Origin of the sequence: Hymenobacter sp. ISL-91 (assembly GCF_018613725.1) — a bacterium.
Lineage (GTDB): Bacteria > Bacteroidota > Bacteroidia > Cytophagales > Hymenobacteraceae > Hymenobacter.
In genome coordinates this window covers 69,798-92,915 of record NZ_JAGGPS010000016.1, presented here as the reverse complement: position 1 = coordinate 92,915, position 23,118 = coordinate 69,798, and the positions used below count along the sequence as shown (strand labels likewise).

The window sequence follows — 23,118 nt, the reverse complement described above, 5'->3', positions numbered from 1 at the left end:
CCTTTATATCGAGCGACGCGGAGCGCCGGTTTAGCGGGTCGGAATCAGGTAGCCGAGCTGCAGGGTGAAGGCGTTGTTGAAGGCCTTGGGCTCGTTATCCTGGTCTTTGGTGTCGATGAGCGAGTTGAAGCCCCGGGCGTACCGCAGGCCCAGGCTGATGCCGCCCTCCGTCATGTAGCCCACACCGGCCACACCGCTGATATCGAACTGGGCCAGGTCAGACTTGTAGGCATCGTCGCGGCTTACGCCGGTGTAGTCGCGGAAGCCACTATTGCTTTCTACTTTGTCCTTGCTGCCGTCCGTGTACTTGGTCGTTACCTGGTTTTTCACCTTCGAGCCAAACAGGTAGCTTACCTGCGGGCCGAGCTCAAAAAACAGACCACCAGCATTGATCCGGGCCAGCAACGGCACATCGAGGTAGTGTAGCACGCGCTGCTGCTCGGTTTCCTGCTTGTCAATGGTCTTGCCATTTACCGTACCCGGGTTGAATCCGCTCGACTGGGTAGAGGTCAGCTCGTAGCCTTTGCGGTTGTACAGCAGCTCGGGTGCGAAGGAGAAGAAGCCGTCGGACGAAATCGGAATGCTTACGCCGATACCGGCATTGTAGCCCAGCTTATAGTCGCCCAGGTCGGCGCTGTAGTTGGCACCAGTAATCTGGCCTACATTGTCGCCCGAGATGTTGGAGTAGGTACCACCAACTTTCAGCCCGATACGGAAGCCACCGGCGTCCTGAGCCTGTACAGCAGAAATGGAGGCAACGCCAATAGCGGCCAGGAGAGCAACTTTTTTCATAATCGTAAGAAAGTTTAAAACACAGGTTACAACCACTTCGCCGCCTATCACAGTCATGCTCCTCGTGGTTTCAGGGCCTCATATCGTAAAAGTGGCAGGCAAGGTTGCCTCGTGGTAAAGGTTAACACAGTTGAAAATCAGTGGTTTCCGGCTAATCAGCACATTGCTAACGCATTGCCGAAAGTTGAAATACCTCGGGTTTCCGGCCTGCGCTTTGGAGGCATTTGACTACTTTTGACCTTTATGCCCGCACGTTTTTTATGATGAATCGGTACGTTTTGGCGCTGGTTGGCGGGCTGGCGGTGCTGGCCCTGCAAGAGGCCCGGGGCCAACAGTCGGCCAGCGTACCAGCGGGGCCGCTGGTGGTGGGGGTACATGGGCTGGGCAGTTTTATCATTCCGCATACGCCCTCCATCCGTCACCTGGCGGTGTCCCACCCAACGGGCATCGAGCTGAATGTGCAGCGCCAAACCAACGGCAGCGCGCCCTGGCACGCCTGGTACCGCTACCCCAAAGTAGGCCTGGCCCTCACGTATTACGACTACCACAATCCCACGCTGGGCCGCTCCTACGCAGCCGGGTTTTACCTCAACAAATCCTTCTGGCGCAGCCAGCGCACCGAGCTCAACTTTCGCATCGGCACCGGTGTGGGCTACTTCCCGAAGCACTTCGACCAGGCCACCAACCATAAAAACAACATCATCAGCTCTGGGCTCAACGCCACTATCCAGGCCCGCCTGGAGTACGATATAGCCCTCAGCGAGCAGGTTGGACTGCTATTGGGGCTGGGGCTGAACCATTACTCGAACGGAGCTACTACCAAGCCCAACTTCGGCATCAACCTGCCCACGGTGCTGGTGGGCCTCAACTACCACCAGCAGCGCCCCTTCCGCCCCCTGGGCCAGCCACCCGAGCCAATGCCCGAAGATGTGGGGCGTAACTTCTTCAACATCAGCACATCGGCTGGCTGGAAGCAGTGGAGCCAGTCGGACGGCCAGCGCTACCTGGTAAACGCGGTAACCCTGGCTGCGGGCCGCCGCATCAACCGCAAATCCAACGTCGTCGTCGGCCTCGAAGGCTTCTACGACCGGAGCCTGAATGCCCAGCAGCGCGACTCGGCCCGCACCACCGACCGCCTGACCGACGTGAAGAAGGCCGGAGCCTACGTGGGGCACGAGCTGCTCTTTGGGCGGCTCGCCTTCGTTTCGCACCTGGGTTTCTATATCTATAATCCCTATAAGTCCAACAAGTTCTATTACGAGCGGCTAGGCCTCAAGTACCACATCACGCCCCGCGTATTCGGCAGCGTCGACCTGAAGGTGCACCGGGGGGCAGCCGATGTAATTGAGTGGCGGCTCGGTATGCGCCTGTAGCTACGCAGCCGGCTCCGGGCTAAAACGAAGCGGCAGTCGGTTCAGCCGTCATATCAGCCGCTGCTTATCTGGCTGCAACGCCCATATGTGCCCAAATCCGGCATCAGCCCTAGGGTGTTGCCGGGCCCAAACGCCGGTTGGCCTGTATTAGCAACACAAAAAGCGCCACCCAGTAAACAGGGTGGCGCTTTTGCACTGAAGCATACGCGCTGGCGGAGAGGGTACAGTTAAGGAATACAGCCGACCGAAACGGGAGGGATGGCGTTGGCTGGTCCGGCGCGCTACTTCGTTAGTCCTTGTAGGCTACTTCGGGCTCCATGTTTTTAGCATGATTCACGATGTCGGCCATGTGCAGCATATCCGGCACCTGATCTACCAAATTGCGCTTCTGGTTCGTGGAAACCATTTTGCTATGCAGGCTGAATGGCGAGCGGCCACGCAAGTCGAGCATCGTGGTGATGCCCACCTCTTCGAGCAGCGTTGTCAAATCCGGATCCAGGCCATCGATGCGCGACAGATCGGCATAGTTGACCCACTTAAAAATCTTGATTTCTTCGATACCCGTAGCCGAAGCCAGAGCGCGCCGGTCAGCAGGAGTACGAGCGGCATCTAAAAGTGCATCGGCCGTTTTAATACCTTGCTCGTGCAGCTTCTTTATTTGGTTGTCAGGAATACTGGTAATTTCATTGATGGCGTAAAGCATTTAATAAGATTAAGTGGAAGTATGAATTTGATATACTGCAAATATAGAGAAAATATAATTAAAAAACAAATTAAATAAGCCACTAACCCCACCTTGAAAGCAATTAATCATTCAAATACAATTCTTATATAGCATTGTTAACAAAGTACTTATATTTATTTTCAATATTTTTCTAGTTCAAAATTTATTTAAAGTATTCGTCAATATCGTAAATAACAAACCCATTAAATCAGTCGCGGCACAGAACAGATCCGCTATTGCATCAAGTGCTCGAGCGAAAAACACTTAGCGTTTGTCAGCAGTAATCAAAGCTTTGTTAATTTGCCTTACCAGCCCCGGGCCTTCGTAAATAAAGCCCGAGTAGAGCTGCAACAACGAGGCACCGGCCTCCAGCTTCTCGCGCGCGTCGGCCGCCGAATGAATGCCGCCAACGCCAATAATGGGCAGTTGCCCGCGGCTGTGGCGGCTTAGGTAGCGAATAACCTCGGTAGCTCGCTGCCGCAGTGGCCGCCCACTCAGCCCGCCAGCCCCCAACGCGGCCACATGGGCGGTGGGCGTCGTCAGGCCGGTGCGGGCAATGGTGCTGTTGGTGGCTACGAGGCCGCTGAGGTTGGTTTCGCGGGCAATGAGTAGAATGTCATCCAGTTGAGCGTCGGTGAGGTCGGGCGCGATTTTGAGCAGCAGCGGCCGGGGCGTGGGCAGCGTCTGGTTGCGCTCCTGCACCTGCTGGAGCAGCTCAATTAGCGGCTCGCGCTCCTGCAGGGCCCGCAGGTTGGGCGTATTCGGCGACGATACATTGACCACGAAATAGTCTACTACCTCGTGCAAGGCTTCTATGCAGGCTACGTAATCGTGGGCGGCCTGCGCATTGGGCGTGTCCTTGTTCTTGCCAATGTTGCCGCCAACAATCAGGCCCCGGTCGCGGCGGTGGCGCAGGCGCGCGGCCACGGCTTCGGCCCCGTCGTTGTTGAAACCCATGCGGTTGATGAGCGCGCCATCGGCCGGGAGCCGGAACAGCCGGGGCGTGGGGTTGCCCGGCTGGGGGCGGGGCGTTACTGTTCCTATTTCCACAAAGCCGAAGCCCAAGGCCCCCAATTCATCGGTCAGCTCGGCATTCTTATCAAAACCCGCGGCCAGCCCCACCGGGTTGCGGAAGGGAAGCCCCAGCACTTCGCGCTCCAGGTTGGGGTGCCGCAGGTCGTAGAGGCCACGTAGCAGGGCCCGTGCGCCCGGCAGCTTGTGGGCCCGCTTCAGGTTGTCGAACACCAACTGGTGCGCCTTTTCCGCATCGAGCTTGAACAGTAGCGGCTTGACGAGGGCGTGGTACATGAACGGCGAAGTGATGAGGCAACAGTGGCAAAGATGCTATCCGGAGCGCTGCGAAGAGTCGCATCTTTCGTCCCTTCCTACTTCGCCCTATCCGGCCCAGCCCTCCCGGTCGAGGCTGCGGTACTGGATGGCCTCGGCCAGGTGGGGCAGCTCGATGTGTTCGGCAGCGGCCAGGTCGGCAATGGTGCGGGCTACTTTCAGGATCCGGTCGTAGGCGCGGGCCGAAAGACCCAGACGCTCCATGGCCGTTTTCAGCAGCGCACGGCCCGCATCATCGATGCGGCAAATGTCCTTCACCATCTGCGAAGGCATCAGGGCATTGGAATGGATGTCGGGAAAGCTCTCGAAACGTACGGCCTGGCGTTGGCGGGCCTCGGCCACGCGTACCTGCACGGCCCGGCTGGTTTCGGCGGGGCGCGTTTCGGTCATCTGGTCGAACGTAACGGGCGTTACCTCCACATGTAGGTCAATCCGGTCGAGCAGCGGGCCACTCACTTTGTTCAGGTATTTCTGCACCATGCCCGGGCCGCACACGCACTCCTTTTCGGGGTGGTTGTAGTAGCCGCAGGGACAGGGGTTCATGGAGGCAATCAGCATGAAATTGGCCGGAAACTCGATGCTCAGCTTGGCCCGGGCAATAGTTACCCGACGCTCCTCCAGCGGTTGGCGCATCACTTCCAGCACCGTGCGCTTGAATTCGGGCAGCTCATCGAGAAACAGCACGCCGTTGTGGGCCAGCGAGATTTCGCCCGGCTGCGGGTTGCTACCCCCTCCTACCAGGGCCACATCGGAAATAGTATGATGCGGGGCCCGAAAAGGCCGGGTATGCACGAGCGAGGCGTGGCTGCCAAGCCGGCCGGCCACCGAATGTATCTTGGTGGTCTCCAGCGCCTCCTGCATGTTAAGAGCCGGCAGAATGCTGGGCAGGCGCTTGGCCAGCATGGTTTTGCCCGCGCCGGGCGGGCCGATCATGATAACGTTGTGGCCCCCGGCGGCAGCAATTTCCAGGGCCCGCTTGATGTTCTCCTGGCCCTGCACGTCGGCAAAATCGGCCTCGTACTGGTTGGCTGTTTGCTGGAACAGGTTGCGCGTGTCCATCGTTACGGGCGCAATTTCTAGCCGGCCCTCCAGGAAGTCAACCGCCTCCTGCATCGTGCCCACCGGAATAACGTCGAGGCTGTTGACGATGGCCGCTTCCTGGGCATTCTCGCGGGGCAGAATCAGCCCTTTAAAGCCTTCTTTGCGGGCCTGAATGGCAATGGGTAGCACGCCTTTTATCGGCCGCAGCTCGCCATCGAGGGCCAGCTCGCCCATAATTACGTAGTCGGCCAGCCGGTCGGTATCCAGCTGTTGCGAGGCGTGCAGAATGCCCAAACCGATGGGCAGGTCGTAGGCCGAGCCCTCTTTGCGAATATCGGCCGGGGCCATGTTCACCACCACTTTGGTACGCGGCATGCGGTAGCCCCGGAATTTCAGGGCCGCCTCTACCCGCTGCTGGCTTTCCTTGATGGCATTATCGGGCAATCCCACCACGAAAAACCCGGTTCCTTGCGACACAACCACTTCAATGGTAATCGTGTAGGCATTCACGCCCTGCACGGCCGAGCCAAACGTTTTCGTGAGCATAGGGCGGAGGGTTAGGCAGGTGAAGGAGTAGGGAAAGGAGCGCAGCAACTACATATTCTCGGCAATATATCAGGCGTAGGGCAACCGGGCGAAATTCGCTCGTTTATCTCCTGGCTCCCTGGCCTCAGCTATTCACGCGCCCACTGTTTACCTTGGGGCGGTAGCGCGACTGGTTGAGGATACGTTGCGCGTCTTTCTCCTCCATCAGCTGGGGCAGCGTTACCTGGGGGTTTTCGGCCATGTACTTGCGCACAATCTGCCAGCCCACCCAGGCCCCCACCCTGCCGGGAGCCGTTTTATCAATTTCCGGAATATTAGGCCGTTCGCCAATGTACTTCTGGATGGTAAATGGGGCGGTATTGTAAAGCAGGCTCTTCTCGATAAAGTGGGCCCATATCTTCCCCTCGTTGAACCCTACGCCCGCCATTTCGGCGGCGCTGTAGCCAATCAGCAGCGAGTCGGGGGTGCAGGGCAGCATTTGCTCGGCAAAGTACAGGGCCTTGCCAAAGTGCAGCATTTCGCCGAGCATGGTTTGGCCGGCGGCCGGCTTCTGGTTGTACTTGGTACTGATGGCCAGCGCCAAGCCCGGCACCAAGTGCTCGGGGGTGTAGCGCCGCTGAATGTAAGCGGGCACATTGGGCCGGTAGGCTGCCGTGGGCCCCACGAAGTAGTCGGTGCTGAGCACAATCAGGCTGTCGTTGACGAACAAATCCTGGCTCAGCCCGCTCACAAAGGTTTTTATGGGCGGCACCCGAAAACTGGGGTAATAGTAGCGCACATGCTGAAACAGCTGCGTCAGGTTCTGCTGGAGCCCGGGTCCCCGAAAGGTGCTGTCGGCCTGAACGCCCAGCTTCTGAAGGCCCTCATTGGTGGCCAGCCGGGTCAGCGTGGCGCTCAGCACGCCCGGCGGGTACTGCCCGGCCTGCAGAAACTGCCGCGCGAACAGGCCGTTGTTTTGCAGAAATTGCTCGGCGCCAGCAGGCGTTTTCAGCTTGAAAAAAGGGGCTTCTAGCCGTTCGAGCGTAACGGGGGCTTCTACCTTGGCTACCTCGGGGCTCAGCTCACATCGTTCGTCGTTATTCGCGCAGGCCCCCAGGCTTAAACCAGCAGCGGCCGACGCCACGAGCAGCAGGGTACGCAAACGGGCAGAAATATGCATCACGGTTCTATCTTTGAATCAAAAGTAGCCAAATCTGCCGGCCTATCGTCGGCGCCTGGTCTTCGTCAACGCTTTTCCTCTCCCTTTATGAAAAAGGCTCTGCTTGCCCTTCTTTTCAGCGCCGCCACGCTCGGCGCAGCGTCTGCCCAGGTTGAAATCGGCCTCAAGGTATCGCCCTCGCTCACCAGCCTGCGTGCCGCCTCGCCCAACGGCGACGAGCTAAAGAACGAAAGCGCCAAGTTCAGCTTAGGCGGTGGCCTCATCGTCGACTACTTTTTCGGGCAGAACTACGCCTTCAGCACCGGTCTGGAGTTAGTAGGCAAGGGCGGCACGGTTAGCTTTTTCGATGGGGCCAGCCGCCGACGCTACGAGCAGAAGCTGAGCCTGCAGTACCTGCAGGTGCCGCTCACGGTAAAGCTGTTCACCAACGACGTAGCCGAAGACACCAAGGTGTATTTCCAGCTCGGCGGGGCGCTGGGCGGCGTTATCGGGGCCCGCGTCGATGGCGACAAATTCTACACCAGTCCCGTAACGGGCAGCCGCACCAAAGCCACCAAGCACGTCATCATCCCCGATGCCAACCTGCGCCTTGGGGCCGGCATCGAGCGTCAGCTGGGCCAGACCACCCGCTTCCTACTCGGCGCCAGCTACCACCGCGGCCTGCTCAACATCGATAAGTACTTTGAAGAAAACGCGGGTATTAAAGACGCCGAGCTGAAAAACAGCGAGTTCGCGCTGGACTTTGGTATTAAGTTTTAGAGGTTCAGAAACGGGTGTCATTCTGAGCGCAGCGAAGAATCTCGCGTGCCAAAGTAATTTCTTACGACAGGTTTGCCATTGCACGCGAGATTCTTCGCGCTGCTCAGAATGACATTCTCCCCGTACCAACCTCAACGAAAAACCCCCGCGTTGCTCTGAGCCGCGCGGGGGTTTCTTCTATCAGGAGGAGTTTTTTTCGCAGAAAAAATCCGTCAGTATGCAGTTAATTAGTCAACTATTTCCAATTCCCGGTCCTGCAACCGGCTCATGGCCGCCGCGGCCGAATGCAGCTCGATTTCCTCGCCGTTTTCGTCCTCGATGCGGTATTCGGTGAGACCCATACTGGTGTCTTTCATCACCTTTACCCACTTGTAATACTTCAGGTACCACTTCATCTGCCGGCTTACTAACCCTTTGGTGTAGTAGGCGTGCAGGAAAGGGTGCACCGAAAGTGTAATACCCGACTGGTTTTGAGCTACCAGCAGGTCGTCGATGCTGTTGTCGATTTCGTCCGTCACGAGGATGGAAGCCGAAATCTTGCCCGTACCGCCGCAGGTGGGGCACACCTCGCCGGTTACAATGGCTTCGGCCGGCCGCACACGCTGCCGGGTAATCTGAAGCAAACCAAACTTGGTGATGGGCAGGATGGTATAGCGGGCCTTGTCGTGTTTCATCACGCTGTGCACCGCGTCCTCTACCTTCTTGCGGCTCTCAGCCGATTTCATATCGATGAAATCGACTACGATGATGCCGCCCATGTCGCGCAGCCGAAGCTGGCGGGCTACTTCCTTAGCGGCCGCGAGGTTTACGGCTAGCGCCGTAGCCTCCTGGTCGCCTTCCTGGTTGCTCTTGTTTCCCGAGTTCACGTCGATAACGTGCAGGGCCTCGGTGTGCTCGATAACCAGGTAACCGCCGCCGGGGGCCGTTACGGCCTTTCCAAACAGCGTTTTGAGTTGCTTCTCGATGCCGTGCTGCTCAAATACTTTCACCTTACCGGTGTGTAGTTTCAGCAATCCAAGCTTGTCGGGGGCAATCTGTTGCAGGTAGCTGCGCATTTCCTCATGCAGCGCCGGCGAGTCCACGGTAATGGCATCGAACGACTCGTTGAGCATGTCGCGCAGCATGGAAGAGGTGCGGCCCAGCTCGCCCAGAATCTTGTCGTTGGGCTTGCCCACCTTCAGGTTTCCGTGCAGCGTGTTCCACTTCTCGGTCATGTTTTGCATGTCCCGGTCGAGCTCAGCCACCTCGCGGCCTTCGGCCACGGTGCGGATAATTACGCCGAAATTGTCGGGCTTGATGGAGGCGATAAGGCGCTTAAGCCGGTCCCGCTCCGTGCGGCTGACAATTTTTTTAGACACGCTGATGGTGTTGGAAAACGGTACCAGCACCAGATACCGGCCAGCCATCGAAATATCGGTAGACAGGCGCGGACCTTTGGTTGAAATCGGCTCCTTTACAATCTGGACCACCAGTTGCTGGCCCTTTTTGAGTACGGTATCGATTTTCCCTACTTTGTCGAGGGGCGCTTCAAACTGAAAAGTCTTCAGCGCACCGACGGTAATTTTCTGCGATTGAACGCCTTTACTCCACTTCATGAGCGAGGGGAAGCTCTCCCCTAAGTCGCCGTAGTGCAGAAACGCGTCTTTTTGATACCCAATGTCGATGAACGCGGCGTTCAGACCGGGCATAACTTTCTTGACCGTGCCCAGGAAAATGTCACCAACCGAGTAGGCCGTGTCATTGCGGTCGAAATGGTATTCGATAAGCCGCTTATCCTGTAGCAGGGCAATCCGTTCTCCGTCCTGAGTAGAATTAATGATTAATTCGTTACTCAATGGATTAAGCCTTAGAAAGGCCCCCCCGAATGGTAGCGGCAATCAACCTGTCGGCCCCGAAACCCGCAAAGGGAAGCCGGCGCACATGGGCACCGGCTTCCCTTGTCAGCCTCGGGGAAAGCACGTTTCTGGCCACTCTCGGAAGAACCTAAGTGAGAAATAGACAAGCGTTTCTTCACTGAGAAACACTGTCAGCAAACCCCGTTGGGGCTTACTTCTTCTTGTGACGGTTCTTGCGCAGACGCTTCTTCCGCTTGTGAGTAGCAATCTTATGACGCTTTCTTTTTTTACCGCAAGGCATGTTGTTGGGGTTAAGTGGTTGAGTTTTATTTAGTTGTCAGTCATTCGTTGTCAGATGTCAGCCGCGGCTATCAGTTCTATAAGCAAACTAACAACCAGCAACCAGCAACTGACAACTCATTTACTGGAGTTTTTGCAGTTGCTCATCTACCGACGCCGCCAGCGCCGGATCGGAACTGATGCTTTTGGCGGCGAGGAAGGCTTTGCGAGCCTCCTGCTTCGCACCCGTTTGGGCTAACGAAACGCCAAGATAGAACTGTGCGTTGACGTTTTTCGGATTGATTTCCGCCAACTCGGCAAAACGCTCGGCCGCTTTGTCGTACTGATTGCTCTGAACAGCCAGTAAGCCAAGGTTATACAGGGCCTGCTCGTTGCGCGGATCGGTCGCTAAAACTTCCCGCAACAGGGTAATGCCTTTCACCGGATTCTCGCTGGCCATGTAGGCCATGCCGAGGTTGGTTTTGGCATTGAGGTTGTCGGGGTTGTTTTTCAGCACTCGTTCGTACAGCTCGCGGCACTTGGCCCCCAGCAGTTTCTGCCGGGCCTCGGTGGTAGCAAAGCTATAGGCCTCGTAGTACTGGTCGGCAGCGCGCTGGAAAGTCTGTTCACCGGGTCGTACAAGGGCAATCTGCTCTAGGTAGTAACCGGCACTATCAAAACGCTCTACTGCTTTATACTTCTCGGCCAACTCGCGGGCTATGCCAATTTTAGCGCCCTGGTCAGCCTCGGCTGTGTACTTGGCCACCAGCGTATTGATTTCCCGCCGCTGGGCGGTGGGCATCGTCATGTGGGGCTTTTCGGCAGTCGGGCCGCTGGGCTCGTCGTGGCTGCCGGCCGGGTGGCCATGCTCGTCGAGTTCACCCACGGCGGGGGCAGCTGCCCCCTGGTCGCGGTTGGCGGCCCCGTCCTGGGCCAGCGTGGGCTGGCCATCTTTGGGCTTCACAATCACCTTCGGCAACAGAAACAAGCCGGCTATAAGGGCCAGGGCCAAAGCCAGAATCAGTAATTGGTGCTTGGAAGAAGAAGTACTGAGGGCCATCGAGTGGGCGGGGGGAAAAGGCGGGTCGCCGGGGTATCCTGCGCGCAGGGACTGCCGGCGACCCGGCCGGCAACGGAAAGTGACTACCTGCTTAGGCAGCCATCTCTTTGATTTTCTTGCTGTTTTTGATTTTCCCGATGAACGTCTTCGAGGGCTTGAAGCTCGGAATGAAGTGCTCGTCGATGATGATGGACGTATTTTTCGAGATGTTGCGGGCTACTTTCTTCGCGCGCTTCTTGTTAACGAACGAGCCAAAGCCACGCACGTAAATGTTGTTGCCGTCAGCCATCGAGTCTTTTACGACCTTGAAGAAGGCTTCTACGGTAGCCGATACGTCGGCTTTCTCGATGCCGGTCTTGTCGGCAATTTCGGCAATTACTTCTGCTTTAGTCACGCTGGTAAGTGTACTAAGGGTGAAAAAATAAGGGTTGGCACAGAGCGCCATCCTGAAAACGTAAGCACTTGCCCGGTAAGAGTTTGCCCACGTTTTGAGGGCCACAAAGGTAGCCCCCTTTTTTGGGATTACAAACCGTTACGCTGCAATCTGCCTTTCCCCCTACTCTTCATTCAACTAATTATATATCAAAACCTTGGACCTTTCTTCTTCCGCATCTGCAACGCCGGATTCCTATTCCTGGTTCGCCCAAGCCCTACTGGCCTGGTACCCGCGCCACCGCCGCGACCTGCCCTGGCGCCACACCCGCGACCCGTACTTCATCTGGCTGTCGGAAGTTATTCTGCAGCAAACCCGCGTGAAGCAGGGCCTTCCTTACTACCTGACTTTCAGCAACAAATATCCTACCGTGCAGGCCCTGGCCGCCGCCCCATCCGACGAAGTGCTGCGCCACTGGCAGGGCCTGGGCTACTACTCGCGGGCCCGCAACATGCACTACACGGCCCAGCAGGTGGTAGCCGAGTTTGGTGGTCAGTTCCCTGACTCTTATGCCGGACTGCTGCTATTGAAAGGCGTGGGCCAGTATACGGCCGCTGCCGTGGCTTCATTTGCTTACGATGAGCCGGTAGCCGTGCTCGACGGCAACGTGTTCCGAGTGCTGGCCCGGGTGTTTGGCTTGCACTACGATATTGCTGCGCCCGCCAGCCGCAAGCAGTTCCAACAGCTGGCCGACCAGCTGATTCCGGCCGACCAGCCGGCCGAATTCAACCAGGCAATTATGGAGTTTGGGGCGCTGCAATGCACGCCTGCCAAGCCCGACTGTATGTTTTGCCCCATGCAGAGCCGTTGCTTTGCCTTCCAGCATGGCATGGTGGCCGAATTGCCGGTAAAAAGCAAGGCGAAGGCGGCTCGCACCCGCTACTTTCATTACTTGGTGCTACGCCACGCCGATACGGTGTATCTGCGCAAGCGCGGCCCGAAAGACATTTGGGAGGGCCTCTACGATTTCGCCCTCCACGAAACGGAGTCGGCAGAGTTAGCCGGAGCGCAGCTGCTGGCGGAGGTGGAACGGTTGGGCGGGCGCGTGGCTACCGACCGGGCCGAGGAACCCGCCGTGGCCGCCCGTCACGTGCTGAGCCATCAGAAGGTGGAAGCGCGGTTCCATGAAGTGTGGCTGGCTGAACCATTGCCGGTTGATACTGCAACAGCAGGGCTAGCTGCTTACCGCAGCGCGGAGATTGAGCAATTGCCCAAATCGATTCTTATAACTAATTATGTTAGCACAAGGCAAATTTAAACAGCCAATTATTTTGGCATTAACCTATTATTTCTTATCTTTAATACGTTGATTTCAAGCTCTCACTTTTCACATAATCACTTCAACGCTAATCGTATGGCAAGCGTCAACAAAGTTATTCTGATTGGCCATTTAGGCAAAAACCCGGAGGTACGGCATTTGGAGGGCGGCACGACAGTAGCCAACTTCACGATGGCCACCAATGAGTATTATAAAGACAAGCAGGGTACGCGCATCGAGCGGACTGAGTGGCACAACATTGCGGCCTGGCGCGGCCTGGCCGAGCTGGCCGAGAAGCATCTGCACAAGGGCCAGCAGGTATATGTAGAGGGGCGCATCCGAACCCGCCAGTACCAGGATAAGGACAACCAGACCCGCTACGTTACCGAAATAGTCGCCGAGGAAATTTCGCTGCTTGGCTCTCGGCCCGGCACGGCGGCCCAACCCGCTGCCGCGGCGGTAGCCGAAGAGCCTGTTACTTTCCGCCAAGAGCCTGAACTCGACCAACTACCGTTTTAAACTGCCGCACTCGCATTCTTACACCGAAGCCCCGGCCTGGCCGGGGCTTTTTGCGTGCGGGCGGGCGCGTTGCGTGGCATTTCGTGGCTACCTTTACCTCTTCACTCCTCCCGATTTTGCTGCATGGTCGCTTCCCGTTTTTCAGGCTTCTGGTGTATGGCTGCGGCTGGCTTGCTGCTGGCGGGCGGCTGCACTTCGGCTCCCGATTTTACGCCCAAGCCCAAAGGCTATAACCGCATCGATTTGCCGGCCCACAGCTACCAGCAGTTGGCACCGGGCCGGCCGTACACGTTTGAGTACTCGCGGGCAGCCAAAATCCTGCGCGACTCGTCGTATTTGGCCCAGCCGCACTGGATAAACGTGTACTATCCCCAGCTCAAGGCCAACGTGCAGCTCACCTACGCCGATGTGCGGGCCGACCGCAAGAGTTTCAACCGCCTGCTCGAAGATGCCCGCAAGCTCACCGGCAAGCACGAAATTAAGGCATCGGCCATTGACGAGCGGGTACTGCAGATGCCCGGCGGACTACGCGCTACGGTGTTCGAGCTGCAGGGCGAGGTACCCAGCCAGTTCCAGTTCTATACCACCGACAGCACCCGCCACTTCCTACGGGGGGCGCTATATTTCCGGACCGCTACAGCCAACGACTCGCTGGCCCCGGTTATCGAATATGTCAAGCAGGACATGATTCATTTGCTGAATACGTTGCGCTTTAAGTAGGCTTCAAGCTGCCGGCTTCAAGCTACAAGCCTTCGTTTTTACTGAATACATTACCTGTTAAACCAGTTTCCGCTCGAAAGCTTGCGGCTTGAAGCTGGTAGCTTGGAGCTCAACCAATGAGTTTTTTTCAGACCAAAATTGAATACCTGAGGGGTGTGGGCCTGCAACGGGCGCAGCTGCTGCAGAAGGAGTTGGGGCTGTTCACCTACGGCGACCTGATCCAGCGCTACCCCTTCCGCTACCTCGACCGCACCCAGTTCTACAACGTCGTGGACTTGCACGACGATATGCCGTACGTGCAGATTAAGGGCATTCTGCGAAACCGGGAGGTGATTGGCGAGGGCCACAAGAAGCGTATGGTGGCCAAGGTGGCCGACGCCAGCGGTGAACTGGAACTGGTGTGGTTCAAGGGGGTAAACTACCTGGAGAAAATCATCAAGAATCACCAGGAATATATCGTATTCGGTAAGCCTACGATGTTCAACGGGCGGCCCCAGATGGCCCACCCTGAGCTGGAGGAAGTAACCGAGCAGAAGCCCGGCCAGAGCTTTTTGCAGCCGGTGTACAACACGTCGGAAAAGCTCAAAAATTACCATCGGGTAGATAGCAAGGCCATTGCCCGCATGGTGGCCGACCTGCTAAAGCTGGCCCTGCCCCACGTGCAGGAAACCCTCTCGCCGGCTCTCATCGAGCAATATGGGCTGATGAGCAAGGCGACGGCGCTACAGCAGATTCATTTCCCGCAAACGCCCGATTTGCTGCAAACGGCCCGTTTCCGGCTCAAGTTTGAGGAGCTGTTCTACATCCAGCTCAAGTTGCTGCGCCAGCGCGACCAGCGCAAAGTGAGCCTGGCCGGGCAGATTTTCAAGGAGGTGCCCACGCTGGTGCACTTCTACAAAAACGTGCTGCCCTTCGACCTAACCGGGGCCCAGAAACGGGTTATCCACGACATCTACAAAGACTTCTGCGCCGGCCAGCAGATGAACCGGCTGCTGCAGGGCGACGTGGGCTCGGGTAAAACCATTGTAGCGTTCATCTCGATGCTGATGGCGGCCGACAATGGGGCCCAGAGCTGCCTGATGGCTCCCACCGAAATCCTGGCCAACCAGCACTACTCCGGCCTGAAAGAATTTGCCGACCTGCTGGGCCTGAAAATAGGGCTGCTGACCGGCTCGACCCGCACGGCTGCCCGCCGGGTACTGCACGAGCAGCTGCGCTCGGGCGAAATGCACATTCTGGTGGGCACGCATGCGCTGCTCGAAGACGTGGTACAGTTCAAGAACCTCGGCCTCACCATCATGGATGAGCAGCACCGGTTTGGGGTGGCGCAACGGTCCAAGCTCTGGCAGAAAAACCCCCACGTTATCCCCCACGTGCTGGTGATGACGGCCACGCCCATTCCGCGCACCCTGGCCATGACGCTGTATGGCGACCTGGATGTTAGCGTAATTGACGAGCTGCCGGCCGGCCGCAAGCCCATCGTTACGGTCCACCGCTTCGACTCGAACCGGTTGAAAGTATTCCAGTTTCTGCGCGACCAGGTAAAGCTGGGCCGGCAGGTATACATCGTGTACCCGCTGATTGAGGAAAGTGAGGCCATGGCTGACTACAAGGACCTCATGGACGGCTACGAGAGCGTGGCGCGCGCCTTTCCGGAACTGCAGATCAGCATTGTGCACGGCCGCATGACGGCCGGCGAGAAGGACGCCGAAATGCAGCGTTTCGTGGACAAGCAAACCCAGATTATGGTGGCCACGACTGTAATTGAAGTGGGGGTAAACGTGCCTAACGCTTCGGTAATGGTGATTGAGAGTACTGAACGGTTTGGCCTCTCGCAGCTGCACCAGCTGCGGGGCCGCGTGGGCCGTGGTGCCGACCAGAGCTACTGCATACTGATGAGCGGCTACAAGCTCAGCAAGGATTCGCGCACGCGCATTGAAACGATGGTGCGCACCAACAACGGCTTCGAAATTGCCGACATCGACCTGAAGCTACGTGGCCCCGGCGACCTGATGGGCACCCAGCAAAGCGGCGTGTTGGATCTGCTAATTGCCGACCTGGCCAAGGACGGCCGCATTCTGAGCGAGAGCCGGGCCGCGGCCCAAGCCCTGCTGGAGGCCGACCCCAACCTGGCCCTGCCCGCCAACCAGGCCATCCGCCACCACATTGAGAGCCTGCCCGCTACGGCTGTCAACTGGAGCCGCATCAGCTAAGGCACCAAACTACCGGGCATAAAAAACGGCTCCTGAAGAGCCGTTAAGGGAAACTGATGCCGTTTATTCGTTTTTATCGGAAGTGGTGCGGAGTAGTTGCCAGGAGCGAAACTTGCCGCTTTCGGACAATAACCTGGTTTCTGCGTCAGATGATAACTTGTGCAACGAGGTGCTATGCGCCGGAATTATCCACAGGGGTTCGTCGTTTGAGGTTAGCTGCGAGTCGGCTGGTGTAGTGTTAAGCTTCCCAATAACGACCAGGGAAATCATCAAAACAAAGCGGAGTAAAGATTTCATAAAGTAGAAGAAATTAAGCGTGTAAAGCGGGCAGCAAGAACTACGCCGCAACAGGTACAGAATTCGGTGCTTTCCTATTTTCGATGGCGAGCCCGACTATATATGGCTGGCTCACTTTATAAGAAACGTGGTAATAACGCCACCTCGACTAGGTTAGCCTCCTTTACCGACGCCCCTTCAAACGAAAGGCTTTCGGTCGGGTTGCGTTTCGGCCCGCAAAAGTAGTCTTTTGCTCGACCGTAACCTACCTAAGGCTTTGATAATTCTATAGATAAGCCGCCTGGCGTTTGTTCAACTAAAAGTTAGGTACCTTTGAAGAGTACAACTTTGCGGGACTCAGCCCGCTGTGTCATAAAGCCTTTTTTGCCTGTGCGTTTCACTATCCCGCTCGTCGCTAGTCTTGTGCTGGCTTTATTGGTCTACCAGCCGGCCTCGGCCCAGCGCCTGAAATCGGCCGCTTTCAGCTACCTGCCCGAAACCCGAACCGACCGCTACAACCAGCGCGTGAGCCGCAAAACCCTGCCGCTGCCCGATGGCGGCTTTCTTGTGCTGGCTCACCAGACTGCCGACCAATACGCTGTGGAGCGCTACGATGCCGACCTGAAGCGCCGCTGGAGCACGGCCCTACCGCTGGGTGCGAGCGAAGTGGTGGACGGCTTCAGCCAGAGCAGCGAACAGGCGACGGTGGTGGTTTACCAAAACACGGCCGGAAGCCAGCGCCTGGTAGGTTACACCCTGGGCCTGGCCGATGGCCGCAAAAGCCCCGCCCAAACGCTGGTAGAAGCCAACGCGCGCGACCGGCGGCCTGGCGTAGCCTTCTCGCCCGATGGCAGCCAGCTGGTGGCTTGGCGCTACCTCACCCAAAGCAACCAGATCAAGGTCATCAGTGCCAGCGTGTACGATGAAAAGCTACAGAAGCTGAAAGACCGCAGCTACGATTTTCACGACCAGGGCGACTTTTTCTCCGTGACGGTGCATGTTGGCAACGACGGCACCCAGTTTGTGACGCTGGCCGGCGACCAGATGAAGAAACTCAGTGTGCGCCGCTACCGCAACGACTCGCCCGATGTGAAGGTAATGTCAGTGTCGGTAGGCGGTACGTTTGGAGGAAAAGTGGTGAATATTTTCGACTCGCGCTTCGTGCTGCGGCCCGATAACACGCTGTATGCCGCGGCCATCTGCAACGAGCGGGCAACCGGCCTCTACCACAGCCTTAAGCTGGTAAAATTCGATTTTGCAGGCGAAAGCGACATGAAGTTTGCCCCCGAAGTGCTGCTGGCGGCCGACTACCTAGCTGAGGTGAACAAGGCCGTGGGCGGCACGCCCGCCAAGCGCCTCGAAGACGTGTACCTGACCGATGTGCTGCTCACCGACGACAAGCAGGTGGTAGTGCTGGCCGAAAAGAAATACGAGGAGGGCGGCGAAGGCTCGCCCGGCCACACCCGCGAGTTACACCTGTTCGGCTACAACGAGTTCCTGACGCCCAGCTGGCGCAGTATCGTGGCCAAAGACCAGGTTGCTCCCGCCGCCGACGGCTACAGCAGCATTAGCTACCGGGCTGCCGTGTTCGGCCCGGAGGTACAGCTGCTTACCTGGGAGAAAATCAAGGGGAAATCTGACTTGTACCTGCGCCGCCTGAACGTGCCGACGGGTGTGGTAAGCGAGCCGAAAGGTCTGGGCCTGAATGTGGCCGCCGACCAGAACCTGGCCTACGTCAAGGATTTCACGGCCTGGCTCGACCCCAAAACCATTATCGGCGTCAGCCGCCCCAGCAAGAAGTCGGCGGCCCTGATGCTTAATAAAATCGTGCTCAAGTAGGGACCAGAGACTGTAACGAAACGCCCGGATTTTGTGGCCGGAAACGAAAGCGCCCCTCCCCCATACATGTGGGGAGGGGCGCTTTTCGCTAACAGCTAACAGCTAACAGCTAACAGCTAACAGCTAACAGCTAACAAGATTACGGGAAGATACCGAGCGACTGGTAGCTGACGCCGATTTTCTCGATGGCAGTATAGAAGGCCGCCGTGCGCATGTCGGTGATGCCGGGCACTTCGTCCATCACCTTGCGGATGGACTGATAGGCGGTAATCATGGTGTCTTCGAGGCCCGAGTGTACGAGGTCGATTTCGTCGGCCCCATGGATGATGGACTGCCGCTCCTCTTCCGAAACGGTGCGGCCAGTGGTGCGCTCAATGGTGGCTACCAAGCGGCGCATGGCCCCTTCTTCGGCCCGCTTGCCCATGCGCCCAAAACGCACATTCGACAGGTTTTTCAGCCACTCGAAGTACGATACCGTAACGCCACCGGCGTTTAAGTAGAGGTCGGGCAGGATGAGGATACCACGCTCCAGCAGGATCTTTTCGGCGGGTTGGGTAGTGGGGCCGTTGGCGCCCTCGGCTATAATTTTGGCTTTTATTTTGGCCGCGTTGCCCTCATGGATCTGGTTTTCCAGGGCCGCGGGCAGCAGCACGTCGCACTCGTACTCCAGCAGTTCCAGCGAGTCTGCCAGGTCCTTAGCCCCTTCGAACCCCAGGATGGAACCCGTTTCCTCACGGTGCTTGAACACGGCGGCTACATCCAGGCCCTTTTCGCTGTAAATGCCGCCTTCGCGCTCGGCAATGCCGGTAATAAGCGCGCCGGCTTTGTGGCAGAAGTTGGCGGCGTGATAGCCCACGTTGCCCAGGCCCTGCACAATAATTCGCTTGCCCTCAATACCCGGTGTGAGGCCCACCTTTTTGGTCATCACCTCATCGAGCAGCATTTCGCGCAGCCCGAAGAACACGCCCAGGCCGGTTGCCTCGGTCCGGCCCCGGATGCCGCCCTGGCCTACGGGCTTGCCCGTTACGCAGCCCAGCGCATTGGTGTCGCCGTACTTGAACGTCATGTAGGTATCGGCAATCCAGGCCATTTCGCGGCCGCTGGTGCCGTAGTCGGGCGCGGGCACGTCCATGCCGGGGCCAATCAGGTTTTTCTTAATCAGCTCGCTGGCGTAGCGGCGCGTAACGCGCTCCAGGGTTTGTACGGAAGTTGTGCGCGGGTTGATTTTCACGCCCCCCTTGGCCCCCCCAAAGGGTACGTCTACAAGGGCGCACTTAAAGGTCATGAGCGTAGCCAGGGCCATTACCTCATCCTCATCGACGTGCATGCTGTACCGGATGCCGCCCTTGCTGGGCAGCTTGTGGTGGCTGTGCTGCACCCGAATGCCCTCAAATACCTGCACCTGCCCATCTACTTCAACCGGGAAGTTTACCTTGTAGATGCTGTTGCAGGTTCGGATTTGGGCAATAATGCCGGGAGCCAGCTTCGAAAAGCTGGCCGCGTGGTCATAGAACTGCAGGACGCTGTCGTAAAACGCCTTACCCTTCGCTTGTTCGTTGGCCATAAGTTGGGAGAAATGGGTGGGATAGTAACCTCAGCAAACGGCAGATGCCGCCGTTGCGTTGTGTGGGGCCGTTAAGCTACTCAAAAGAAACAGCCGCCCCCAATCGGGGGCGGCTGTTTCGAGAAATAACCAGTAAGAACGGGAACAGGCTCTGGAGCCCGTGGTAGTGCCCTAATAATCCGTGGTTTTAGTAAACGTACTCGTTGGCGGCAATCAGCTTGTCGGCAATGCGGCGGCGGGCTTCTTTGGCATTGAACAGATCGGCCTTGGTGAAGCGCTTGAGGCCCATGGCCAGCAAACGCTGCTCGTCGCCCTCAGTCATGGTGCCAATGGCATCCTTGCCGGCCTTGTTCACCTGGTCTACGGTGTCGTAGAGGTACACGCGGGCAATGTCTATTTGGGTCGACAGTTCGTCTTCGCCTTTGGCGGCGGCTTCCTTCTCCACGCGCAGCAGGGTGCTTTCGGCAGTGTACACCTTGATGGCCATGTCGGCAATGTTCATCAGTACTTCCTGCTCTTTGGCGAGCGAGTTCATGTACTTCTGTACCGCCGTGCCGGCCACCATCAGAATAGCCTTCTTGAGCTTGGCAATGGTCTTTTTCTCAGCAGCAAACAGGCCGGTTTCTTCTTCCAGGTTGAAATCCGGAATGGCCATCAGCTCCTGCTGCACGGCCTGGGCGGGGCCCATCAGATCCAGCTCGCCCTTCATCGCCTTCTTCAGAATCATATCAACGGCCAGCATGCGGTTGATTTCGTTCGTGCCCTCGAAGATGCGGTTGATGCGCGAATCCCGGTAGGCGCGGTCCATGGGGTAATCGGCCGAGAAGCCGTAGCCGCCGTAAATCTGCACGCCTTCGTCCACCACGTAGTCGAGCACTTCCGAACCCTCTACTTTCAGAATGGCGCACTCCACGGCAAACTCGCGGGCGGCACCGAGCAGGGCTTCGTTGTGGCTCTGGCCTTTGGCCAGCAGTTCCTGCTCCATACGGAAGATGTCCATGCCAGCCCGGTAAATAGCCGACTCGACGGCATAAATCCGGATAGCCTGCTGGGCCAGCTTGAACTTGATGGCGCCGAACTTGCTGATGGGCAGCTTGAACTGCACCCGCTCGTTGGCGTAGCGCACGCTCTGGGTGGCGCACATTTTGGTGGCGCCCAGGCAGGCAGCAGCCAGCTTAATGCGGCCGATATTAAGGATATTGAAGGCAATCAGGTGGCCCTTGCCAATCTCGCCCAGCACGGCCGATTTCGGCACTTTAGCGTCGGAAAGGAATACCTGGCGAGTCGAGGACCCCTTGATGCCCATCTTGTGCTCTTCGTTGCCGAGGGTCAGGCCGGGGGTTTCCTTGTCGACAATAAAACCGGTGAACTTGTCGCCGTCAACTTGCGCAAACACGATGAATACGTCGGCGAAACCACCGTTGGTAATCCACATTTTCTGGCCGTTGAGCACGTAATGCTCGCCGTCTTCCGTCGGCATGGCCTTGGTTTTAGCACCCAGCGCGTCGGAGCCCGAGCCGGGCTCGGTGAGGCAATACGCGCCCATCAGCTCGCCATTGGTGAGACCGGGCAAGTACTTGGCTTTCTGCTCGTCGTTGCCGAAGTACAGAATAGGCAACATGGCAATACCCGTGTGGGCCGCAAAGGCTACCGGGAACGAGTGGCCACCGCCCACGCCTTCGGTTACCCGCAGCGAGGTAGGAAAGTCCATGTCGAGGCCGCCGAACTGCTCGGGTACGCTCACGCCGAACAGACCCAGCTCGCCGGCCTTTTCCATCAGGCCGCGCATGAGGCCTTCTTCGTGGTTATCGAGGCGGTCAAGTAGCGGCGACACCTCCTTCTCCACGAAGTCGAGGGCTGTCTGGTGCATCATGTTCTGCTCCTCCGAAAAATCGGCGGGCGTAAACACATCCTGAGCGTCGGTTTCCTTGATGATAAACTCGCCGCCTTTTACAAGCTGGTTAGCTACTTCCATGATAGTGTGAGATTTGAAGTGGGAAATCGAGAGAAAAACTGTTCGGCTTGCCTACTACTCAGGGTAAGGCGGCGGGCCGTTACTCGTAGCGCAAGATAACAAAATTTGTTATGCTTGCCGAGTACTTTGTGAAAAGAGAACCCCGAAATACCTTCCGGGGTTTTCAAAATTGCCGGTTATCCTTCGCAGATAGACGGCGGGCTGTAAGCGCTATTTCAGTAGCTCGTAGATGCCGGCTACGCCCTGGCCACCGCCTACGCAGGCGGTTACCATACCGTACTTCTTGTTTTGGGCCCGCAGTTCATGGAACAGCTGGATGCTGAGTTTGGCGCCGGAGCAGCCGAGTGGGTGGCCAAGGGCAATAGCGCCGCCGTTCACGTTCACCTTGCTCTGGTCCATTTCCAGCTCGCGCATCACGGCCAGGCTCTGCGAAGCGAAAGCCTCATTCAGCTCGAACAGGTCGATGTCCTGCAGCTTCATGCCGGCCTGCTTCAGCGCCTTCGGAATGGCCTTCACGGGGCCCATGCCCATAATGCGCGGGTCGATGCCCTCGGTGGCGTAGGTTACCATGCGGGCAATCGGCTCCAGGTTCAGCTCCTTCACCATGCGCTCCGACATCACGATAACAAAGGCGGCACCGTCAGACGTCTGCGACGAGTTACCAGCCGTTACCGAGCCGTTGGCCGCAAATACCGGCCGCAGCTTGCCCAGCACCTCCAACGATGTATCGGCGCGGGGGCCTTCGTCGGTGTCCACTACGTAGGAGCGGGTTTTCTTCTTACCGGTGGATTGGTCGAGGTAGGTTTCATTGACTGTGATAGGCACAATCTGCTCCTTGAACTTGCCCTCCTGAATGGCCTTGATGGCCTTCTGGTGGGAGTTGTAAGAGAACTGGTCCTGGTCTTCGCGCGACACCTTGTAGTCTTGGGCTACGGCTTCGGCGGTCAGGCCCATGCCGAGGTAGTAGTCGGGGTGTTTCTGGGCCAGGTTGTAGTTAGGCACCGTTTTCCAACCCACGGTGGGCACCATGCTCATGCTCTCGGTGCCGCCGGCCACAATGCAGTCGGCCATGCCGGCGGCAATTTTGCCGGTGGCCATGGCAATGGTTTCCACGCCCGAGCCGCAGTAGCGGTTTACGATGAGGCCCGACACGTTCATGGGCAGGGCCAACAGCGAAATCAGGCGGCCCATTTGCAGGCCCTGCTCGGCTTCCGGCACGGCGTTACCTACAATCACATCATCAATGCGCGTAGGGTCGAGGGCGGGCACCGAGGCCACAAGGTGCTTGATAACGTCGGCGGCCAGGTCGTCGGGGCGGGTGAAGCGGAAACCGCCGCGGGTGGCTTTGCCCACGGCCGTGCGGTAACCTGCTACGATATATGCGTTCATTTCTTAGTATTGAGTAG

At 57.7% G+C, this 23,118-nt stretch carries 19 protein-coding genes; 7 read left to right on the top strand and 12 right to left on the bottom strand.

Annotated features, from left to right (window positions below; genetic code table 11):
- Positions 1–30: 30 nt before the first annotated feature.
- Positions 31–792 carry a porin family protein gene (locus J7E24_RS08345; protein WP_215137072.1) on the bottom strand — a complete coding sequence of 254 codons (762 nt, stop codon included), beginning with the start codon at positions 790–792 and terminating at the stop codon, positions 31–33.
- Between the two features lie 260 nt (positions 793–1,052).
- Here J7E24_RS08345 and J7E24_RS08340 point away from each other — a divergent pair, with 260 nt between their 5' ends.
- Positions 1,053–2,165: an acyloxyacyl hydrolase gene (locus J7E24_RS08340; protein ID WP_215137070.1), complete on the top strand. Its 1,113-nt coding sequence runs from the start codon at positions 1,053–1,055 to the stop codon at positions 2,163–2,165.
- Positions 2,166–2,454: 289 nt separating this feature from the next.
- Here the strand turns inward: J7E24_RS08340 and J7E24_RS08335 are convergent, their stop codons facing one another.
- From J7E24_RS08335 to J7E24_RS08320, 4 genes are all read right to left on the bottom strand, one after another.
- A complete protein-coding gene (locus tag J7E24_RS08335; RefSeq protein WP_215137068.1) occupies positions 2,455–2,868 on the bottom strand; it encodes a DUF4332 domain-containing protein in 414 nt (137 codons plus the stop codon).
- Between the two features lie 285 nt (positions 2,869–3,153).
- Positions 3,154–4,197: a quinone-dependent dihydroorotate dehydrogenase gene (locus J7E24_RS08330; protein ID WP_215137066.1), complete on the bottom strand. Its 1,044-nt coding sequence runs from the start codon at positions 4,195–4,197 to the stop codon at positions 3,154–3,156.
- 87 nt (positions 4,198–4,284) lie between these two features.
- Positions 4,285–5,823, bottom strand: a complete 1,539-nt coding sequence (locus tag J7E24_RS08325; RefSeq protein ID WP_215137064.1) for a YifB family Mg chelatase-like AAA ATPase — start codon at positions 5,821–5,823, stop codon at positions 4,285–4,287.
- Positions 5,824–5,947: 124 nt separating this feature from the next.
- Entirely contained in the window at positions 5,948–6,982 is a 1,035-nt protein-coding gene (locus J7E24_RS08320) for a gliding motility lipoprotein GldB (protein WP_215137062.1), read from the bottom strand.
- A gap of 87 nt (positions 6,983–7,069) precedes the next feature.
- On the opposite strand from J7E24_RS08320, the gene J7E24_RS08315 reads away from it, so the two are divergent.
- Positions 7,070–7,741 carry a porin family protein gene (locus J7E24_RS08315; RefSeq protein WP_215137060.1) on the top strand — a complete coding sequence of 224 codons (672 nt, stop codon included), beginning with the start codon at positions 7,070–7,072 and terminating at the stop codon, positions 7,739–7,741.
- Between the two features lie 227 nt (positions 7,742–7,968).
- Here J7E24_RS08315 and J7E24_RS08310 read toward each other — a convergent pair whose 3' ends face one another.
- The 3 genes from J7E24_RS08310 to J7E24_RS08300 all read right to left on the bottom strand — a co-directional run bounded on the left by J7E24_RS08310 (position 7,969) and on the right by J7E24_RS08300 (position 11,309).
- Positions 7,969–9,576, bottom strand: a complete 1,608-nt coding sequence (locus J7E24_RS08310) for a ribonuclease E/G (protein WP_215137058.1) — start codon at positions 9,574–9,576, stop codon at positions 7,969–7,971.
- Between the two features lie 421 nt (positions 9,577–9,997).
- The gene (locus J7E24_RS08305; RefSeq protein ID WP_215137057.1) at positions 9,998–10,915 is read right to left on the bottom strand and encodes a tetratricopeptide repeat protein; all 918 of its coding nucleotides are present in this window, start codon (positions 10,913–10,915) and stop codon (positions 9,998–10,000) included.
- 91 nt (positions 10,916–11,006) lie between these two features.
- Positions 11,007–11,309 (bottom strand): HU family DNA-binding protein, encoded by a 303-nt coding sequence (locus J7E24_RS08300; protein ID WP_088465066.1) that lies wholly within the window; start codon positions 11,307–11,309, stop codon positions 11,007–11,009.
- 196 nt (positions 11,310–11,505) lie between these two features.
- Here J7E24_RS08300 and mutY point away from each other — a divergent pair, with 196 nt between their 5' ends.
- The 4 genes from mutY (at position 11,506) to recG (ending at position 16,058) form a co-directional block, all read left to right on the top strand.
- Entirely contained in the window at positions 11,506–12,606 is a 1,101-nt protein-coding gene (mutY, locus tag J7E24_RS08295) for an A/G-specific adenine glycosylase (RefSeq protein WP_215137053.1), read from the top strand.
- Between the two features lie 96 nt (positions 12,607–12,702).
- Complete coding sequence (locus J7E24_RS08290) at positions 12,703–13,125, top strand: single-stranded DNA-binding protein (RefSeq protein ID WP_215137051.1); 423 nt, start codon at positions 12,703–12,705, stop codon at positions 13,123–13,125.
- A 123-nt stretch (positions 13,126–13,248) separates the two neighbouring features.
- Positions 13,249–13,845, top strand: coding sequence for a gliding motility lipoprotein GldD (gene gldD / locus J7E24_RS08285; RefSeq protein ID WP_215137049.1), 597 nt, complete (start codon positions 13,249–13,251; stop codon positions 13,843–13,845).
- A gap of 116 nt (positions 13,846–13,961) precedes the next feature.
- The gene (gene recG, locus J7E24_RS08280) at positions 13,962–16,058 is read left to right on the top strand and encodes an ATP-dependent DNA helicase RecG (RefSeq protein ID WP_215137047.1); all 2,097 of its coding nucleotides are present in this window, start codon (positions 13,962–13,964) and stop codon (positions 16,056–16,058) included.
- Between the two features lie 63 nt (positions 16,059–16,121).
- On the opposite strand, the gene J7E24_RS08275 is transcribed toward recG, so the two are convergent.
- Positions 16,122–16,355, bottom strand: a complete 234-nt coding sequence (locus tag J7E24_RS08275) for a hypothetical protein (RefSeq protein ID WP_215137045.1) — start codon at positions 16,353–16,355, stop codon at positions 16,122–16,124.
- A gap of 369 nt (positions 16,356–16,724) precedes the next feature.
- Between J7E24_RS08275 and J7E24_RS08270 the strand changes: the two genes are divergently transcribed.
- Positions 16,725–18,173, top strand: a complete 1,449-nt coding sequence (locus J7E24_RS08270) for a hypothetical protein (RefSeq protein ID WP_215137043.1) — start codon at positions 16,725–16,727, stop codon at positions 18,171–18,173.
- 139 nt (positions 18,174–18,312) lie between these two features.
- On the opposite strand, the gene J7E24_RS08265 is transcribed toward J7E24_RS08270, so the two are convergent.
- The 3 genes from J7E24_RS08265 to J7E24_RS08255 all read right to left on the bottom strand — a co-directional run bounded on the left by J7E24_RS08265 (position 18,313) and on the right by J7E24_RS08255 (position 23,101).
- Positions 18,313–19,737, bottom strand: coding sequence for a Glu/Leu/Phe/Val family dehydrogenase (locus J7E24_RS08265; protein WP_215137041.1), 1,425 nt, complete (start codon positions 19,735–19,737; stop codon positions 18,313–18,315).
- A 187-nt stretch (positions 19,738–19,924) separates the two neighbouring features.
- Entirely contained in the window at positions 19,925–21,712 is a 1,788-nt protein-coding gene (locus J7E24_RS08260; protein ID WP_215137039.1) for an acyl-CoA dehydrogenase family protein, read from the bottom strand.
- A gap of 210 nt (positions 21,713–21,922) precedes the next feature.
- A complete protein-coding gene (locus tag J7E24_RS08255; RefSeq protein WP_215137037.1) occupies positions 21,923–23,101 on the bottom strand; it encodes an acetyl-CoA C-acyltransferase in 1,179 nt (392 codons plus the stop codon).
- Between the last annotated feature and the right edge of the window lie 17 nt (positions 23,102–23,118).